The sequence below is a fragment of the Nocardia sp. NPDC051321 genome (assembly GCF_044455225.1).
GTDB lineage: Bacteria > Actinomycetota > Actinomycetes > Mycobacteriales > Mycobacteriaceae > Nocardia.
In genome coordinates, this window is the sequence record NZ_JBITEM010000030.1 from 1 (window position 1) to 16,150 (window position 16,150).

The window sequence follows — 16,150 nt, forward strand, 5'->3', positions numbered from 1 at the left end:
AACGGCGGCAAGTCCTGCTTCTTCCTGCCGACGGTGGGGATCACCGAGGTCCCGTAAGCGGTGGCGTGCCGCCGACTGCGTTGCGAGCGGGTCGTGTTCAGTTCCGCGATCGTGGTGCGACGACTTATCGGGCTACCCGCCGTCAGACCTGAGCACGCGACCCTTCCAGCGCAGCGCGCCCCGTCCTCGGGCGCGGTGCGAGCGCGCCCAGAGCAGCAAGTAGGCCGCCACGGAGAATGGGTGCGCCAGGGCGGCAAGGACATCAGCGGGGGAGGGCGGGCCGCCGGTTTCGGTGGAACGGGCCAGCAGCCTGCCGGTGACGGCCGCCGCGTAGCCGAGTGCACCGGCGCGGCGGACCACGCCACGACCACTGATCGCCACCCATGGCGGGATCCAATAAGCCAGGGCGGCAATCGTTCCCACAGCCGCTCCGCCCGCGATGGTGCCGCCGTACGCGGACCACAGCCATCGGGTGTAACCGGCCGCGAGTTCGGCGGTGCCCGCATACATTCGGGTGCTTGCCAGGCGGCCCGCGGCAACGAGGGTGGTGGGTTGTCCTGCGCGACGCAGTGTTCGGGCGATGTCGAGGTCTTCAGTGGCGCTGGCGGCCACCGCCGCGTGTCCGCCGATGGCACGGTAGGCGGCGGTGTCGAACACCAGAAATTGGCCGCAGGCAACGGAAGTCGACGGCCGCAGGCTCCGGTTGGCCAGTGCGATCGGCAGCGTGGCCGCCCACGACCAGCACAGCAACGGCTGCACCAAGCCCTCGACCACCGATTCGGCTCGCTGCATCGGCCATGGCGACACCAACGCGACGCGCTGCCTGCGTAATTCGGTGACCGCCGCGGCGATCGCTCCCGGCGCGAGCCGCACATCCGCGTCCACGAACACCAGCACGGGCGTGACCACGGATTCGGCTAGTCGCGCACACGCGGCGGCTTTGCCGGTCCATCCGGTGGGTGGCTCGGCGTTGTTGCGCAACACCGTGATTCGCGGATCTCCGCCGACCGCGTCAACCGCCGTCGCATAGGTGTCATCATCCGACGCGTCATCGATGATCACGACGCGCATCCGCGCGACGCCCCGCTGCGCCCGCAGATCCGCGATCAACCCGGGCAGCCGCGCGGCCTCGTCACGAGCCGGAACACACACGGTGACCGGCTCGTTCACCTCGACGGCGGTATCCGCCAGCTGGCGCACCGTGATCCGGTTGTACAACGCAATCCCAGTGCCCGCCAACGAGATTCCGGCGCCGGCCCACGCGGCCGCGCGCACCGGCGAACGGCTCAGCGGCCCTGTTTGACCGTTTTCCACCACCGGCTCCAGGACAGGCCGGTCGGGGCACCCGGGGCGGGCGGATTGCGGTCCATGAAGGCCATGGCGGCGATGATGGCGGCCACGGCGAGGGTGATGCCGCCGACGATGCCCGCCCAGCCCGCGAACGAGCGGGTGTTCGGGTCGGCGTAGCTGACCTCGGCGCGCAATGTCGAGACGTCGCCGGCGGGCAGCTTCCAGGAGACGATGTTGTCGCCCTCGCGATTGCCGTTGGTCTTCGCGACGCGGGCCGGGAACGCGACGGTGAATTGCACGTCGGAGCCGTGCGGCGGCACGGATTTCAAGTCGACGCGCCCGCTCAGGCTGACCAGGTCACCGGCTCGCTGGAACTGCAGTTGGAACATGCCCTGGGTTTGCTCGGACAGCTGACCGAGCTGGCCGACCTCGCCGAACGACATGTCCTCGAAGAACACCTGGCTGCCCACGTACCCGTCCTGGGAGTAGGGCTCCACCCGTACCTTCGCGGCCAGCGTGTCGGGCGCCTTCAGCTGCGGGCCCTTGTCATTGGCTTCGGCGGGCACCACCGCGGCGACGATCCGCCCGGACACGCGGTCGTTGGACGAAACACCCATCGATACCTGCACCCGCAGGCAGCCCGCGAGTACGGGTACCAGCAACGCCGCGAGCAGGACGGCCGCGGCGACACGCACTCCAGGGCGGGGCGTCCGCGGCGACGGTAGTACCGGGGCATCGGGCATCGTGGTGATGGGACTCGGCTGCACGGGGACATCGTGCCAGGCCATCCGTCCAGATGCCCACGCGACGGGCGGAAGGAGGCCCGCGATGTGCTTCTGCTAGCCCGCCGGTTCCGGTCGGAGGCGGGAAAACCAGAGGTGACGCAGCAGCGGGAGGCCGAGAACAGCCAGCCCGATGCCGCCGTAGCAGGCCGAAACCGGTAGACCGAGGAACACCGCGTGCGCGAGTGCCGACCCGAGCCAGGTCCACAGGAAAACCGCCACCGGCACCGCGACCGAGCCCGAATCCGAGGCGATGGTGTCCAGCCCCGCTGACGGATTCGACGGGTTATCCAGCCCCGCTGACGCGGGCACCGCCCGATCCAAGATGGTCAGCAGCGCACCCATCAGCAACGCCACCGTGCACCAACCGAGATAATTCGTGACCGGAATCTGCGCGAGACCGGGCAGCCCGGAGCCGGTGTCGCACCAGGTCCACTGCCCGTCGGCGACCATCTGCGGGTCGAGGAAGAGATCCCAGCCGACCGCGCCAACCACCAGCAGGCCGACCCGCGCTGCCGCCCGAGGGGCGAGCAGCCCCGCGACCACCCACACCGGATACAACCCGCCCGTCCAGGCCAGCGGGACCACCAGCGGCACCCCACCGAGCGCCGGCCCAAGTCGATCCACCGCGTACTCGTAACACCCGAACGGCAATCCTGTTGCGGTACCGACGATCTCAGCGGCCAGCCCGAGCCCCGACACGATCACCAAAAATGCGGCCGCATAACGAATCCCGCGCGTCGCCGTCGCGTGCGCCAATGCCGTGCCCGCCGAGAGCAGCACCACCGCAACGGTGACCCGGTCTCGCCCGGCCCCGGACGTCAGCGGATAGGCGATCTGCACCAGAACTAACGCCACCGCCAAGACGAGTGGCGCACATCGGCGCACTGTCCCACGTGCGCCACCCCGCCGCACGGCCACACACGTGTGCACCGTCATCACCTGCGCAACAACGGGAATCGGTGGCGGCGGAGGTCGCGCAGGGCGAGGTTGGCGGCGCTGCGGCCGCTGGCGCCGGAGACGCCGCCGCCTGGATGCGTCGACGCGCCGGTCAGATACAGCCCGGGCGCACCGGGTACCCGCTGTCCGGACAGTTCCGGAAGCGGCCGCCACATCATCATCTGATCCAGCGACATCTCCACGTGCATCACATTGCCGCCGAGCAGCCCCATCTCCCGCTCCAGATCGACCGGCGTCTGCACGAACCTGCGCAGCACCGAATCGGCGAAACCCGGTGCGTAGGAGTCGACCTCGGCGATGATGCGGTCGCCCTCCCGTTCCGCGTGGGTGGCCCAATCGCTGCCGTCGGCCAGCCGATACGGGTGCCACTGTGCCCACAGGGAGAGCTGATGCTCGCCGGACGGCGCGATACTCGGGTCGAGCGCGCTGAAACTCATCGCAAGCACCACCGGTCGCGGCGGCAGATCCCCGGCCGACGCGGCACCGTGCGCGAGCCGAAGCTGACGCCGGTCGGACACGAGAAACTGGAGCCCACGGGCGGATTCGCCGACCGAGCTGCCCGGGTAGTGCGGCAACGACCGGGTCGCCACCCGCACCACCATGCCGATCCCAGGACCGACCCGAATCCGCCGCTTCCAGTCATCGAGCACGGCGGCGTCGAACCCGCCCTCGCGCAACAGATCCAGGGTGGTCAGCACATGCGAGCCCGCGATAACGGTATCCGCGTACAGGTTTCGCCCCGAGGCGGTGCGCACCCGCCAGCCGTCACCCGCGCGGCGCAGCGCGGTCACGGCGTCGCCCGCCGTCACCACGCCGCCATCGGAGCGCAGCCGCTCGACGAGCGCGGCGGACAACGCACCACTACCGCCGACCGCACGTCCCGGCGGCAGCGTGTGCATCAGCGCGGCGAACCCCACCATCGGCGCGGTGCCCGGCTCCGACATCGGCGGTCCGGACTGCGCGCCGAACCAGGCGAGCGAAGCCTTGAGCCGTTCATCCTGAAAGCACGTGTCCAGCAACGCGTCCCCGGACTGCAGGAACTCCCGCGACAACGCGCTCCCGCCGTCCTTGGCGTCCAGCCCCCAGAACGAACGCAGCAACCGGCCCGGCGTCGGCCCACCGCCGAACGCCCGCATCACCCGCGCGCTTCGTGGCCCCCACACCTGCACGAAACGCCGATACGCCGCGGCATCCCGCTCGCCGCAGGCGGCCGCGATCGACGCGCAGGTGGCGTCCAGATCGCGATGGAACACCAGCGGCGGGCGCCCATCGCTGCCGGGCGTGAAACCCCAAGGGTCGCAATCGATGTACCGCAGCCCGAAGCGGGTAAGGTCGAGCTCCTCGATGATCCCCGTGTGCCGCACCATGATGTGCGCCGACGATCCGCGATCGACCCGATGCCCGGGAAACCGTTCGACGGTCGACACCGCACCGCCGAGCACCTCGTCACGCTCGAGCACCTGCACCGCGTGCCCGGCCCGCGCGAGATAACAGGCGGCGACCAGCGCATTGTGGCCCGAACCGACCACAACGACCGTCACGTGACCCGCACCCCGGCGCCTCGCGGTCCCAGCGGCGTTGTGCGCGCAGCCCTCACAGCGGCAGCCGTCGTCCGAGAATGGCGAACGGCCGATTGTCGCCGGCGAACACGAAATTCCGCACCACATCGGTGAATTCCTGCCGCCGGTACAGCCGCCAGGCCCGGTTGTCCTCCCGATCCACCTCCGGGGTGGACAGCAGCACCGCCTTCTCCGGGCGCTCGCGCAGCAGCCGTTCCAGCAGCGTGCCGCCGATGCCGAGACCCTGCGCCGAAGGGTGTACGTGCAGCTCGGTCAGTTCGAAATAGTCCGAAAGCAGTTCGCGCGTCGAATGTTCCGGCCATCCGGAGCGCCGCATACCGCTGTGCACCTGCTGATGCCACCACTGGTGCGCGGCACCGCGGTAGCCGTAGGCGATCGCCACGATCGGCGACGAGCGCAGGTCGACGTGCCCCGAATCGTCGGGGACCACCGCCGCGACGGCCTGCCAGCCCGGGCGGGTGGTGTGCTCGGTCCACATCGGCGCGCGGTGGTGTTCGGTGCCGCGCGGATAGTCCATCGCCGCGACATACACCGCCAGCGCATCGTGCAGCCGGGAGCGCAGTGTCGCGACGGAGAGGTCGACGACGACAGGTGCGGGGGTGTGATTGGGCTTGACGGCGGTCATGGCTCTCGTCGGGTCCACAGCGGGCGCGGAAGTTTGTCGGTGGGCGTCTCTATATTCAATCTCAATTCAAACGTTCGAATACCTGTTCGGTCACACTAGGCGGTGCTGGCTCCAGGTACGCGATGGCGAAGGGACTCCGAGATGTCTGGTCGGGTCGAACATCCGGGACAGCCCGGGCGGGCGGGCAAGCTGCTGCAACGGGCCGATGGCCTGCTCATGCAGGCGGCGGGCGAGCGGGACCCGCGCGAGCGGTTCCGCACCGCCTATCTGGCGGCATTACGCGGGGCGGGCGCGGTGATCGCGCTCACCGGCGCGGACAACGCGCCGCGGGCTCGTTCGCGGAACGCGTGGGTGCTGATGCAGTCCGCCGCGCCCGAGTTCGTCATGTGGGCGGATTACTTCAGCGGGCGCTCGGAGACCAGGGCCGCGCTGGAGGCCGGACTCGATCGTGACGTCGACGAAGACGAGGCCGACGAGTTCTATTCGCGGGTAGGAGCATTCCTGCACGACGTCGAAGATCTCCTTACCGCATCGGCTCGGTTGCGCCCCGCACCGGGGTGGACAGGCGGCATGACCGGATAGTGACCGGCGGCACGCCCACATAGTTATGGGCGACTAGGTGGTACGGCCCTGATCGAACTCGTATCATTGGTGACAGATAGCCGCCAAGGTCGGCTATCAGGTCGCCTACCCGGAGGCGACAGCCACGCCTAGTGCCGGGGGAGGTACCGTGCCACTCTCCGAGCACGAGCAGCGCATGCTCGAACAGATCGAGAGCGCGCTCTATGCTGAGGATCCGAAGTTCGCGTCGTCCGTCCGCGGCGGGCGCCTTCGCTCGACCTCGAGTCGTCGCAGACTCCAGGCCGCGGCCTTGTTCGTCCTCGGTCTGTTTCTACTCGTCGCCGGCATCGCTGCCCCAGTGAAGCCCGGCGGCTTCCCGATCATCAGTCTGGTCGGATTCATCGTCATGTTCGCGGCCGGCGTACTGCTGCTGGTCGGCACCTCCAAGGGCATGGCCAAGGGCGATCGGGCCGGCGGCGACGCCACGCCCGGCGGTCCCAGTGGTGGAACGGCCGGACCGCGTGGGCGCCAACGTAAGTCCGGCGGTTTCTCCGAACGCATGGAGGACCGCTTCCGGCGACGGTTCGAGCAGGATTAGCCCGCTCGTAGCCTGACATCTGCAGACAGACGGCGACGCCGCACCGATCCGGTGCGGCGTCGCCGTCTCGCGTGTGGATAGCGCGGCGTCGCCGCGCCGCGCCGCGCGGGGGTTCGCGGCACTCGCTCCACCTCCCCCCACAAGATCCCCCACTTCCCCCCATCTTCGGCCGAGCGACCTCGCACCTGGGCGTTTGCTGGGTGTTTCCGGGCCTTTGTCCATGCGGACTGTGCGTGTCGGCAGAACACGCAAAAAGTTCTCCACCATGGTGATAGCTGGGATGACCTGCGAAATCGTCTGGGCCGGGAGCCAGATCACCGGCAGTTTCGATTGAAAGTGGGGGAAAGTGGGGTAATGTGGAGCGCGCACTACCGGAAAGGCCGACCATCGAGGTGATCGACTAGGGAGGTATCGAGTTGTTTCTCGGTACCTACACACCTCGGCTGGACGACAAGGGGCGACTCACGTTGCCTGCGAAATTTCGAGACGATCTGGCGGGAGGGTTGATGGTCACGAAGGGTCAAGACCACAGCCTTGCCGTGTATCCCAAAGAAGAGTTCACCGCGCTCGCTCGACGAGCCGCGGCGGCATCTCGAAGTAACCCGCAGGCGCGCGCGTTCGTCCGGGCGCTAGCGGCCGGAACGGATGAGCAACGTCCGGACGCACAGGGCCGGATCGTGTTATCGGCCGAACATCGGCGGTACGCAAACCTGCAACGGGATTGCGTGGTCACCGGCTCGGTCGATTTCCTCGAAATATGGGACAAGCAGGCGTGGGACTCCTACCTCGCCGAGCACGAGGAGGATTTCTCGCAAGCGAGAGACGAGTCGCTGGGCGGAATTTTCTAGCCCCGAGCGAACGAGTGCCGCGTGGCCTCTGCCCGGACGCGGACCCTGACGTACTTCCCCGACGCCAGGTGCCGAGGTTCGGTCAGAGACCACGGGGCATTCGTCTCCGGCAACGGTTTCTTAGGCAAAAGCACTTGCGGCCCAATGAGACACAATCGCGAAGCGCTCGTTGGGCCGAGGGGTGCGGGAACTCCCGCATCAGCACACAAGGCGACCCGTGCGCGGTGCGCGACGAAGCGAGGCAGATCCCGGGAGGTCGAGGTGAACCGTGAGCAGGACGGCCCCCGCCATGTTCCTGTTCTGCTCGGCCGGGCCGACGCGCTGCTCGGGCCCGCCCTCACCGAACCAGGTGCGGTCTACCTCGACGCGACGCTCGGTCTCGGCGGACACGCCGAACACTTCCTGCGCACCTATCCCGGCCTCCGGCTCGTCGGTCTCGATCGCGATACCGCCGCGCTGAAGCTGGCCACCGAGCGGCTCGCGCCGTTCGCGGACCGAGTCACCCTGGTGCACACCCGATATGACGGGATCGCCGACGCGCTCGAGCAAGCCGGGCTGGCCGCCCGCGGCTCGGTCTCCGGCATCCTGATGGACCTCGGCGTGTCCTCGATGCAACTCGACGAGACCGATCGCGGCTTCGCCTACTCCATCGACGCGCCGCTGGACATGCGGATGGATCCCACCACCGGCCCCACCGCCGCCGACGTGCTCAACACCTACAGCCACGGCGACCTGGCCCGCGTGCTGAAAACCTATGGCGAGGAACGCTTTGCGGGCCGGATCGCCTCCGAGGTACTGCGCCGCCGCGCGCAGCGGCCGTTCACCACCAGCGCCGAGCTGGTGGAACTGCTCTACGCGGCGATACCGGCGGCCACCCGCCGCACCGGCGGACATCCGGCCAAGCGCACCTTTCAGGCGCTGCGGGTGGAGGTCAACCGCGAGCTCGATTCGCTGCGCGCCGCGCTGCCCGCGGCGATGGACGCCCTGCGGATCGGCGGCCGGATCGTCGTCATGTCGTATCAGTCACTCGAGGACAAGGTGGTCAAGCAGGAGTTCGCGCCGCGCGCGGCCTCCAGGACCCCCGTCGACCTACCGGTCGAATTACCCGGCATGGGACCGGAATTCCGGATGCTGACCCGTGGCGCGGAGAAGGCGACCGAGGAGGAGATAGCGGAGAACCCGCGGGCCGCACCGGTACGGATGCGGGCCGCGGAGCGAATTCAGGAGGCCGGATGAGACATGAGCTCGTCCGGCGGACCGGGTGCGGGGCCTGGACAAGGGAGGCCGGATGTCCCGCACAGACTCACGAGGGGACGGCAGTATGAGTATCAGGACGCGGACCGTCGAGGCACCCGGGCGGATCGCCCGCCGGGTGCACGAATCCGAGCGGGTGAAATCGGGTGCCGCGCAACGGGCTTACGCCCGGCGCCGGACCCGCGCCGAAACTCGTTCGGACACACCCGATCTGCCGCGTCGGCAAGGGTCGGCGATGGCCGGGCGCATTCCGTTCGTCGCGGCGATCATCGCGCTGCTCGGCTGTGGTCTCGCGCTCACCCTGCTGCTGACCACCCGCGCCGCGGAGGACAGCTACCAGCTCGGCGATATCCGGGCGACCAACAAGCGGCTCGCCGACGAGCGCGCCGCGCTGCTGCGTGAGGTGGAGTCCGCGGATTCCCCGCCCGACCTGGCCGCCCGTGCCCGGGAACAGGGCATGATCCCGGCCAAGGACCCGGCCCGCATCATCGTCGCCCCCGACGGCGCCGTGACCGTGGTCGGCAAGCCGGCCCCGGCGGACGGCCCCCCGGTGCCGCCGCTGAACATTTCGCCGACCGCCCCGCCCAACCCGCAGGCAGGCAACGTGCAGGCGCGCGGTGAACGCGTGGTGCCGGTGACGACGACCCCGCCGCCGCCCGCCCTGCCGCCCGCGCCGGGCAACGGTGCACAGGCGAACAATGTTCAGGTGAACGCGGCCCCGGCGAGCCCGGTGCCGGTCAGCCCGGTCCCCGCGGCACCGGCCGAGCCCACGCCGCCGCAGGCCGAAACCCTGCACCCGCCGGTGGATCTCGCGCAGGGGCAGCCGGAAACCCCACAGCCTCAAGCGCTTTCTGACGGAGGCCAGAGGTGACACAGACCAGGCCCGCGCCGCGTCGGCGGCGCGAGCCTGGTCCGAGTAAGTCGGCCCGCCCACGCTCCGCGCCACCCAAAAAAGATCGGCCGCAACGCAGACGACTCGGCGCGGGCCGGATCATCATGCTGATCGCGCTCGGCGTAGTCGCGTTGCAGTTGTTGTGGATCCAGACCATCGGTGCGCCAAGCCTTTCCGCGCAGGCGGCGACTCAGCGCACGCAGCACGAGATCGACTACGCGGTGCGTGGCCCGATTACCGACCGCAACGGTAAGGCGCTCGCGTACACCATCGCCGCGAAACAGCTGAACTTCCAGCCGGTCCCGGTCCGTAAGCAGCTGGCCGATGCGAAAGCCAAGAACGATAAGGAGCCTGACCCGGACGAGCGGCTGAAGGCGATCGCCAAGACCATCCATGACAAGCTCGGTAAGGCGGGCCCGTCGGAGGCGGACCTGCTCGCCAAGCTGCACAGCGATGAAAAGTTCGTGTACCTGGCGCGCGGCGTCGATCCAAGGATCGCCGCGGATATCCGCACGCAGTACCCCGAGGTCGGTGCGGATTCCCAATATCCGAGGGAGCATCCGGGCGGGTCGCTCGCGGCCAACGTGCTCGGCGCCACCGGCTGGGACGGGCACGGTCAGATCGGGCTGGAGTCGTCGCTCGACTCGGCGCTCGCGGGCACCGACGGTTCGCACACCTACGACCGCGGTTCCGACGGCGCGGTCATTCCCGGCAGCTCGCGCGACAAGCAGGACGCCGTCAACGGCCACGGCGTGGAGCTGACGCTGGATTCGGACCTGCAGTACTACGTGCAGCAGCAGGTGCAGCAGGCCAAGGAGATGTCCGGTGCCAACTCGGCCTCCGCGGTCGTGCTCGACGCCAAGACCGGACAGGTGCTGTCGATGGCCAACGACAACACCTTCAATCCGCAGCAGGGGCCGCAAACGTGGGCAAGCGCCGAAATGAGCAATCCGGCGGTGGTCAACGTGTTCGAGCCCGGCTCGGTGAACAAGATCATCACCGCGGCCGCCTCGATCGAGTACGGGTTGACCAATCCCGATGAGGTGCACCAGGTTCCCGGCGAGATCCGGATGGCGGGGGTGACCGTCCACGATGCTTGGGTGCACGGTGTGGCGCCCTACACCACCACCGGCATCTTCGGCAGGTCCTCCAACGTGGGGACCCTGATGCTCGCGCAGCGGGTGGGCGAGGACCGATTCGCCGACATGGTGAATCGCTTCGGACTCGGCCAGCGAACCGGCGTCGGCCTGCCGGGCGAAAGTGCCGGTGTGGTGCCTGCCCGTGACCAATGGTCGGGCGGCACCTTCGCCAACCTTCCTATCGGTCAGGGTCTTTCGATGACCACCTTGCAGATGACGGGCATGTACCAGGCCATCGCCAACGACGGGGTGCGCATCCCGCCGCGGATCATCAAGGCCGAGATCGCGCCGGACGGTACCCGTACCGACGAGGCCCAGCCCGACGGTGTGCGCGTGGTGAGCCCGCAGACCGCCGCGACGCTGCGCACCATGTTCCAGTCGGTGGTCCAGCGTGACCCGATGAACGCCAACCAGAACGGCACCGGCTGGCCCGCCGCGATCGACGGCTACCAGATCGCGGGCAAGACCGGCACCGCGCAAAAGGTCGACCCCAGCTGTGGGTGCTACTCGACCTCGTCGTTCTTCATCACGTTCGCGGGCATCGCCCCCGCCGACAACCCGCGCTACGTCATCGGCCTGATGCTCGACAACCCCATCCGCAGCTCCGACGGCAGCGGCGGTCAGTCGGCCGCACCGCTGTTCCACAACATCGCCTCATGGGCATTGCAGCGCGACCGAATCCCGCCATCACCGGAACCGTCCAAACGTTTCGTGCTCCAGGCGGACTGAATCAGTCACGGCAAATGTGTTGCTCAGTTCCGCGGCTGAATCAAGGCAAGGCCGAAATGGGAGGGCTCATGTTTATCGGGATTTCCGCTGTCACACTGCCTGCGGCCAGTGCGCCGCCACTGACCCCGGCTGAGGTGGGCCCTTTCAGCTAGTTGAAAGGGTCCCGCGGTCAGCTCGGTACACCCCTTTGCTGCCCGAAACGGCGTTTTGTGACCATCTTTCCGGGAACGATGCGCCGAGCTCGAACAATGCATGAATATCATTGGGCTCAAGTTTATTTCGGTGGCCATCTATCGACGCTCGCGTGGCCTGTCGCACAATGTATACGGTGTCAAGTATTTTGCTGCCTATATGTCGTGAATCGCGGCGGGCAGAATATGTTTCGCTTGCGGTGCGATAGCGCTGTAGTCGCAGGCATGCGAAGTATCGGTGCGCGAATTCCGTTGATTCGAATGCGGCGGGCCGCGTGGTGGCACACTGTCGGGTTGCCGGCGTCGTAGGGTGCGATGAGCGGTGCCGCCCCGCTGCGGTGGGGCTGCCTGGTCGCGCGCTGGTCGGTCGCCGGTAACCTGGCACGTCGATCGCTGCCGCCGAGAGGAGCCTGATTTCTGTGCAGTCCGGTGAACCGCGCACGTTGCGGCCCGCCCAGTCACCCGTGACGCCGCTGGACGCCCTGGCGTCCGCCGTCGCGGCGAATCCGGTCGGTCCGCGGCCGTTGGGCGCGGCGTCGGTGACCGGAATCGAGCAGCGCTCGGCGTCGGTGCTGCCCGGCGACCTGTTCGTCGCGCTACCAGGCGCGCAGGCGCACGGCGCCCGGTTCGCGCGGGACGCGGTCGAGCGGGGTGCGGTGGCGGTGTTCACCGATGCGGCGGGCGCTGAGCTGGCCGGTGAGCTGAATGTGCCGGTGTTGGTGCGGGAGAATCCGCGCGCGGTGCTCGGCGAATTGTCCGCCATGATCTACGGCAACCCCTGCGAGCGGCTGCGCATCGTTGGTATCACCGGCACCTCCGGCAAGACGACCACCTCCTACCTGGTCGAGGCCGGTCTGGCCGCGGCAGGACTGTCGACGGCGCTGATCGGCACCATCGAGACCAGGATCGGCGGCCGCCGGGTGCCGAGCGCGCTGACCACGCCCGAGGCGCCGCAGCTGCAGGCGATGTTCGCGCTGATGGTCGAGCAGGGTGTGGACGCGGTGGTGATGGAGGTGTCCAGCCACGCGCTGGCGCTCGGCCGGGTGGACGGCGTGCGCTTCGCGGTCGGCGCGTTCACCAACCTGTCGCAGGATCACCTGGACTTCCACGCCGACTTCGAGGACTACTTCGCCGCCAAGCGCAGGCTGTTCGAGGCGACCTCGCCGATTGCCGCGCGGACTGCGGTGGTCTGCATCGACGATGAGTGGGGCCAGCGTCTCGCCGACGGTCTCGACGCCCCGATCACGGTGTCCACCACCGGAACCGGCGACTGGCGCCTGAACGGCCCGATCGCGGCGCACGGCGGCGAGCAGGACTTCACCGCGACCGGCCCCGGCGGCGATGTCGCTGTGCGGCTGCGCCTTCCGGGCCGCTACAACGTGGCCAACGGCCTGCTCGCGGTCGCCGTGTGCGCGGCCGCCGGGGTCGACGCCTCGATCGCCGCGCCCGCCCTGGCCACCGTCGACGTGCCGGGCCGGATGCAGCGGGTGGAGCGCGGGCAGGACTTTCTCGCGATCGTCGACTACGCGCACAAGCCGGCCGCGCTGGAATCGGTGATCGCCACGCTGCGTGGACATCTCGCGGCAGACGCGCCAGAAGCGCCAGGACGCCTCGCCGTGGTGGTCGGCGCCGGGGGCGACCGGGACGCGGGTAAACGTCCGCTGATGGGCGCGGTGGCGGCCAAAGGCGCCGACCTGGTGATCATCACCGACGACAACCCGCGCAGCGAGGACCCGGCCGAGATCCGGGCGGCGATGCGCACCGGCGCGCTGGCGGAGTCCGGCCGCGGCGAGGTGCGCGAGCTCGGCGACCGTGCCGAAGCCATTGCGGCGGCGGTGAATTGGGCTCAGCCCGGCGACGTGGTACTGGTTGCGGGCAAGGGGCACGAGGCAGGGCAGGAGATCCGGGGTGTGAAGCACCCCTTCGACGACCGCGACGTGCTCGCGGCGGCACTGGACAAGCGAAGTCCGCACAATGCGGACGCGGAGGACTTGACGGTTTCATGATCGAGATGACACTGCGGGAGATCGCGGAGGTCGTCGGCGGCACGCTGCACGACGTCCCCGACCCGGAGGTGCGAGTGACCGGTTCGGTGGAATTCGATTCGCGCCGAATCGGTTCCGGCGATCTGTTCCTTGCCCTGCCCGGCACACGAGCGGACGGGCACGACTGGGCGGTCCCGGCGGTCGCGGCCGGTGCGGTCGCGGTGCTCGCGGCACGCCCGGTCGGCGTGCCCGCCATCGTCGTCGCGCCCCAGCCGGGCTCGGTGCCGTCGACTTCGGTTGCGCTGGCCGGTGATTCGGACGGTTCCGGCGCCGCGGTGCTCGCCGCGCTCGCCGACCTGGCCCGCGCCAGCGTGCAACACCTCACCGCGGCAGGCACTCTCACCGTGATCGGGGTGACCGGCTCGTCCGGCAAGACCTCGACCAAAGACCTGCTCGCGGCCGTGCTCGCGCCGCTCGGCACCGTTGTCGCGCCGCCGGGCTCGTTCAACAGCGAACTCGGCCACCCGTGGACCGCGTTGCGCGCCAACGCCGATACTCGCTTCCTGGTGCTCGAGATGTCGGCGCGCGGCCCAGGCCATATCGCGGCGGCGGCCGAGGTGACCCCGCCGACCATCGGCGTCGTGCTCAACGTCGGCACCGCGCACCTCGGTGAGTTCGGCAGCCGCGAGGCGATCGCCAAGACCAAAGGCGAACTGGTGCAAGCACTCCCGCCGTCCGGGCTGGCCGTGCTCAATGCCGACGACAACCAGGTCGCCGCGATGACCTCGCGGACCACCGCCCGTGTGGTGACCGTCGGCCAGTCCGACGGTGCCGACATCCGCGCCACCGACATCCGGCTCGACGACGCGGCCCGCGCCGGCTTCACCCTGCATACTCCGGTGGGCAGCATCCCGATTCAGTTGGCGGTGCACGGCGAACACCAGGTCGGCAACGCGCTGTCCGCGGCGGCGGTCGCCCTCGAATGCGGCGCCGACCTCGACACCATCGCGCGGTCACTGTCCGAGGCGCGCGCCGCGTCGGCCCGCCGGATGGATGTGCGGACCACCGCCGCCGGGGTGACCGTCGTCAACGACTCCTACAACGCCAACCCGGATTCGGTGCGCGCCGCCCTCAAGGCCCTGGTCACCATGGCACGCGCGGGCGAGACCCCGCGCCGCAGCTGGGCGGTGCTCGGCGAAATGGGTGAGCTGGGAGAGGATTCCGTGATCGAACACGACCGGATCGGCAGGCTCGCGGTGCGGCTGGACGTGCACCGGCTGATCGTGGTCGGCGACGGAAGGCCGTCCCGCGCGATGCATCAGGGAGCGGTGATGGAAGGCTCATGGGGCGAGGAGTCGATCCTCGTGCCCGACATCGGCGCGGCCATCGCGTTGCTCGACGACGAGGTCGAGGCGGGCGATGTGGTGCTGGTCAAGGCGTCGAAGTCGGTGGGCCTCTGGGAGGTCGCCGAATACCTGATCGCAGCAGAGCCATCCAGCGGACGTATGGGAAGCACGGAGGCAGAAGCGTGAGAGAGCGCAGCGAGCGAACCACAAACGCAGCGACCTCCTGTCGAACGGCTGAGCCGAGCGTTAGCGAGGCTCAGTCGTGAGACAGATTCTATTCGCGGCGGCGATAGCGCTCGCCGTGTCTATTCTGCTGACCCCGCTGCTGATCAAGATGTTCGCCAAGCAGGGCTTCGGCCAGGAGATCCGGGTCGACGGCCCGGCCAGTCACCAGGCCAAGCGCGGCACCCCGACCATGGGCGGCGTCGCCATCATCATCGGCATGTGGGCCGGTTACCTCGGCTCGCATCTGATCGGCATCGGCTATCGCGCGGACGGGCCGTCGGCCTCGGGCCTGCTGGTACTCGGCCTGGCCACCGCGCTCGGCGGCGTCGGCTTCGTCGACGACTTCATCAAGATCCGCAAACAGCGCAACCTCGGCCTGACCGCCGCGGGCAAGTATCTCGGCCAGCTCACCGCCGCCGTCGTGTTCGGCGTGCTCGCGCTGCAGTTTCGCGGCGCCAGCGGGCTGACCCCGGCCAGCAGGCACCTGTCCTATGTGCGCGACATCAGCACGGTGACGATGGGTGTCGTCGTGTTCCTTGTCTTCGTCTGCCTGGTGGTCGTCGCCTGGTCCAACGCGGTGAACCTCACCGACGGCCTGGACGGGCTGGCCGCCGGATCGATGAGCCTGGTGCTCGGCGGCTACGTGGTCATCACGTTCTGGCAGTACTACCACGCCTGCGAGATCAAGGCCGAGGTCGGCTGTTACAACGTGCGCGACCCGCTCGATTTGGCGCTGGTCTGTGCCGCGGGCGCCGCGGCGTGCGTCGGCTTCCTGTGGTGGAATGCCGCGCCCGCCAAGATCTTCATGGGTGATACCGGTTCGCTTGCGCTCGGCGGCATGCTGGCCGGACTGTCCATCACCACCCGGACCGAGCTGCTGATGATCGTCATCGGCGCACTGTTCGTTGCCGAAACCCTGTCGGTTGTGCTGCAGGTGGCGGTGTACCGCACCACGCGCAACCGGTTGTTCAAGATGGCGCCGTTCCATCATCACTTCGAACTCAGCAAGTGGGCCGAGACTACGGTGATCATCAGGTTCTGGCTATTGGCCGCGATGGCTTCCGCCGTCGGCCTCGGCTTGTTCTACAGCGAATATCTCTCTGCGGTCGGGTGAACTAGCGATGGTCGAACATTCTCCTCGGGCC

General features: G+C 68.9%; 14 protein-coding genes. 9 read left to right on the forward strand and 5 right to left on the reverse strand.

Features of this window, described 5'->3' with window-relative positions; all coding sequences use genetic code 11:
• Window positions 1-132: 132 nt before the first annotated feature.
• From ACIA8C_RS42445 to ACIA8C_RS42465, 5 genes are all read right to left on the reverse strand, one after another.
• Window positions 133-1,290, reverse strand: a complete 1,158-nt coding sequence (locus ACIA8C_RS42445; protein WP_397145160.1) for a glycosyltransferase — start codon at window positions 1,288-1,290, stop codon at window positions 133-135.
• Window positions 1,287-2,033 carry an LppM family (lipo)protein gene (locus tag ACIA8C_RS42450; RefSeq protein ID WP_397145162.1) on the reverse strand — a complete coding sequence of 249 codons (747 nt, stop codon included), beginning with the start codon at window positions 2,031-2,033 and terminating at the stop codon, window positions 1,287-1,289. The genes ACIA8C_RS42445 and ACIA8C_RS42450 overlap by 4 nt, the downstream gene beginning before the upstream one ends.
• A gap of 96 nt (window positions 2,034-2,129) precedes the next feature.
• On the reverse strand, window positions 2,130-3,011 hold the full coding sequence (locus ACIA8C_RS42455) for a carotenoid biosynthesis protein (protein WP_397145086.1): 882 nt from the start codon (window positions 3,009-3,011) through the stop codon (window positions 2,130-2,132).
• Window positions 3,011-4,573: a phytoene desaturase family protein gene (locus ACIA8C_RS42460; RefSeq protein ID WP_397145088.1), complete on the reverse strand. Its 1,563-nt coding sequence runs from the start codon at window positions 4,571-4,573 to the stop codon at window positions 3,011-3,013. Before ACIA8C_RS42460 ends, ACIA8C_RS42455 begins: the two co-directional genes overlap by 1 nt.
• Window positions 4,574-4,625: 52 nt before the next feature.
• Window positions 4,626-5,237: a GNAT family N-acetyltransferase gene (locus ACIA8C_RS42465; RefSeq protein WP_397145090.1), complete on the reverse strand. Its 612-nt coding sequence runs from the start codon at window positions 5,235-5,237 to the stop codon at window positions 4,626-4,628.
• A 141-nt stretch (window positions 5,238-5,378) separates the two neighbouring features.
• Here ACIA8C_RS42465 and ACIA8C_RS42470 point away from each other — a divergent pair, with 141 nt between their 5' ends.
• From ACIA8C_RS42470 to mraY, 9 genes are all read left to right on the forward strand, one after another.
• Window positions 5,379-5,819 carry an SAV_6107 family HEPN domain-containing protein gene (locus ACIA8C_RS42470; protein ID WP_396989811.1) on the forward strand — a complete coding sequence of 147 codons (441 nt, stop codon included), beginning with the start codon at window positions 5,379-5,381 and terminating at the stop codon, window positions 5,817-5,819.
• Window positions 5,820-5,967: 148 nt separating this feature from the next.
• Window positions 5,968-6,396 (forward strand): DUF3040 domain-containing protein, encoded by a 429-nt coding sequence (locus tag ACIA8C_RS42475; protein ID WP_150406553.1) that lies wholly within the window; start codon window positions 5,968-5,970, stop codon window positions 6,394-6,396.
• Window positions 6,397-6,812: 416 nt separating this feature from the next.
• Complete coding sequence (mraZ, locus tag ACIA8C_RS42480) at window positions 6,813-7,244, forward strand: division/cell wall cluster transcriptional repressor MraZ (protein WP_040733463.1); 432 nt, start codon at window positions 6,813-6,815, stop codon at window positions 7,242-7,244.
• A 144-nt stretch (window positions 7,245-7,388) separates the two neighbouring features.
• A complete protein-coding gene (gene rsmH, locus ACIA8C_RS42485) occupies window positions 7,389-8,480 on the forward strand; it encodes a 16S rRNA (cytosine(1402)-N(4))-methyltransferase RsmH (RefSeq protein WP_397145092.1) in 1,092 nt (363 codons plus the stop codon).
• 85 nt (window positions 8,481-8,565) lie between these two features.
• On the forward strand, window positions 8,566-9,369 hold the full coding sequence (locus tag ACIA8C_RS42490; RefSeq protein ID WP_397145094.1) for a hypothetical protein: 804 nt from the start codon (window positions 8,566-8,568) through the stop codon (window positions 9,367-9,369).
• Window positions 9,366-11,258, forward strand: a complete 1,893-nt coding sequence (locus tag ACIA8C_RS42495; protein WP_397145096.1) for a peptidoglycan D,D-transpeptidase FtsI family protein — start codon at window positions 9,366-9,368, stop codon at window positions 11,256-11,258. Before ACIA8C_RS42490 ends, ACIA8C_RS42495 begins: the two co-directional genes overlap by 4 nt.
• 604 nt (window positions 11,259-11,862) lie before the next feature.
• The gene (locus ACIA8C_RS42500; RefSeq protein ID WP_397145164.1) at window positions 11,863-13,455 is read left to right on the forward strand and encodes a UDP-N-acetylmuramoyl-L-alanyl-D-glutamate--2,6-diaminopimelate ligase; all 1,593 of its coding nucleotides are present in this window, start codon (window positions 11,863-11,865) and stop codon (window positions 13,453-13,455) included.
• Window positions 13,452-14,966, forward strand: a complete 1,515-nt coding sequence (murF, locus tag ACIA8C_RS42505; RefSeq protein ID WP_397145098.1) for a UDP-N-acetylmuramoyl-tripeptide--D-alanyl-D-alanine ligase — start codon at window positions 13,452-13,454, stop codon at window positions 14,964-14,966. Before ACIA8C_RS42500 ends, murF begins: the two co-directional genes overlap by 4 nt.
• A 76-nt stretch (window positions 14,967-15,042) precedes the next feature.
• Window positions 15,043-16,119, forward strand: coding sequence for a phospho-N-acetylmuramoyl-pentapeptide-transferase (mraY, locus tag ACIA8C_RS42510; protein ID WP_150406558.1), 1,077 nt, complete (start codon window positions 15,043-15,045; stop codon window positions 16,117-16,119).
• Window positions 16,120-16,150: the final 31 nt, after the last annotated feature.

Excerpts from the sequence above, each read along its gene's own strand:
- murF (WP_397145098.1), top strand. The coding sequence starts at position 13,452 with ATGATCGAGATGACACTGCGGGAGATCGCGGAGGTCGTCGGCGGCACG.
- ACIA8C_RS42470 (WP_396989811.1), top strand. The coding sequence starts at position 5,379 with ATGTCTGGTCGGGTCGAACATCCGGGACAGCCCGGGCGGGCGGGCAAG.
- rsmH (WP_397145092.1), top strand. The coding sequence starts at position 7,389 with ATGAGACACAATCGCGAAGCGCTCGTTGGGCCGAGGGGTGCGGGAACT.
- ACIA8C_RS42465 (WP_397145090.1), bottom strand. The coding sequence starts at position 5,237 with ATGACCGCCGTCAAGCCCAATCACACCCCCGCACCTGTCGTCGTCGAC.
- ACIA8C_RS42455 (WP_397145086.1), bottom strand. The coding sequence starts at position 3,011 with ATGACGGTGCACACGTGTGTGGCCGTGCGGCGGGGTGGCGCACGTGGG.
- ACIA8C_RS42490 (WP_397145094.1), top strand. The coding sequence starts at position 8,566 with ATGAGTATCAGGACGCGGACCGTCGAGGCACCCGGGCGGATCGCCCGC.
- ACIA8C_RS42450 (WP_397145162.1), bottom strand. The coding sequence starts at position 2,033 with ATGCCCGATGCCCCGGTACTACCGTCGCCGCGGACGCCCCGCCCTGGA.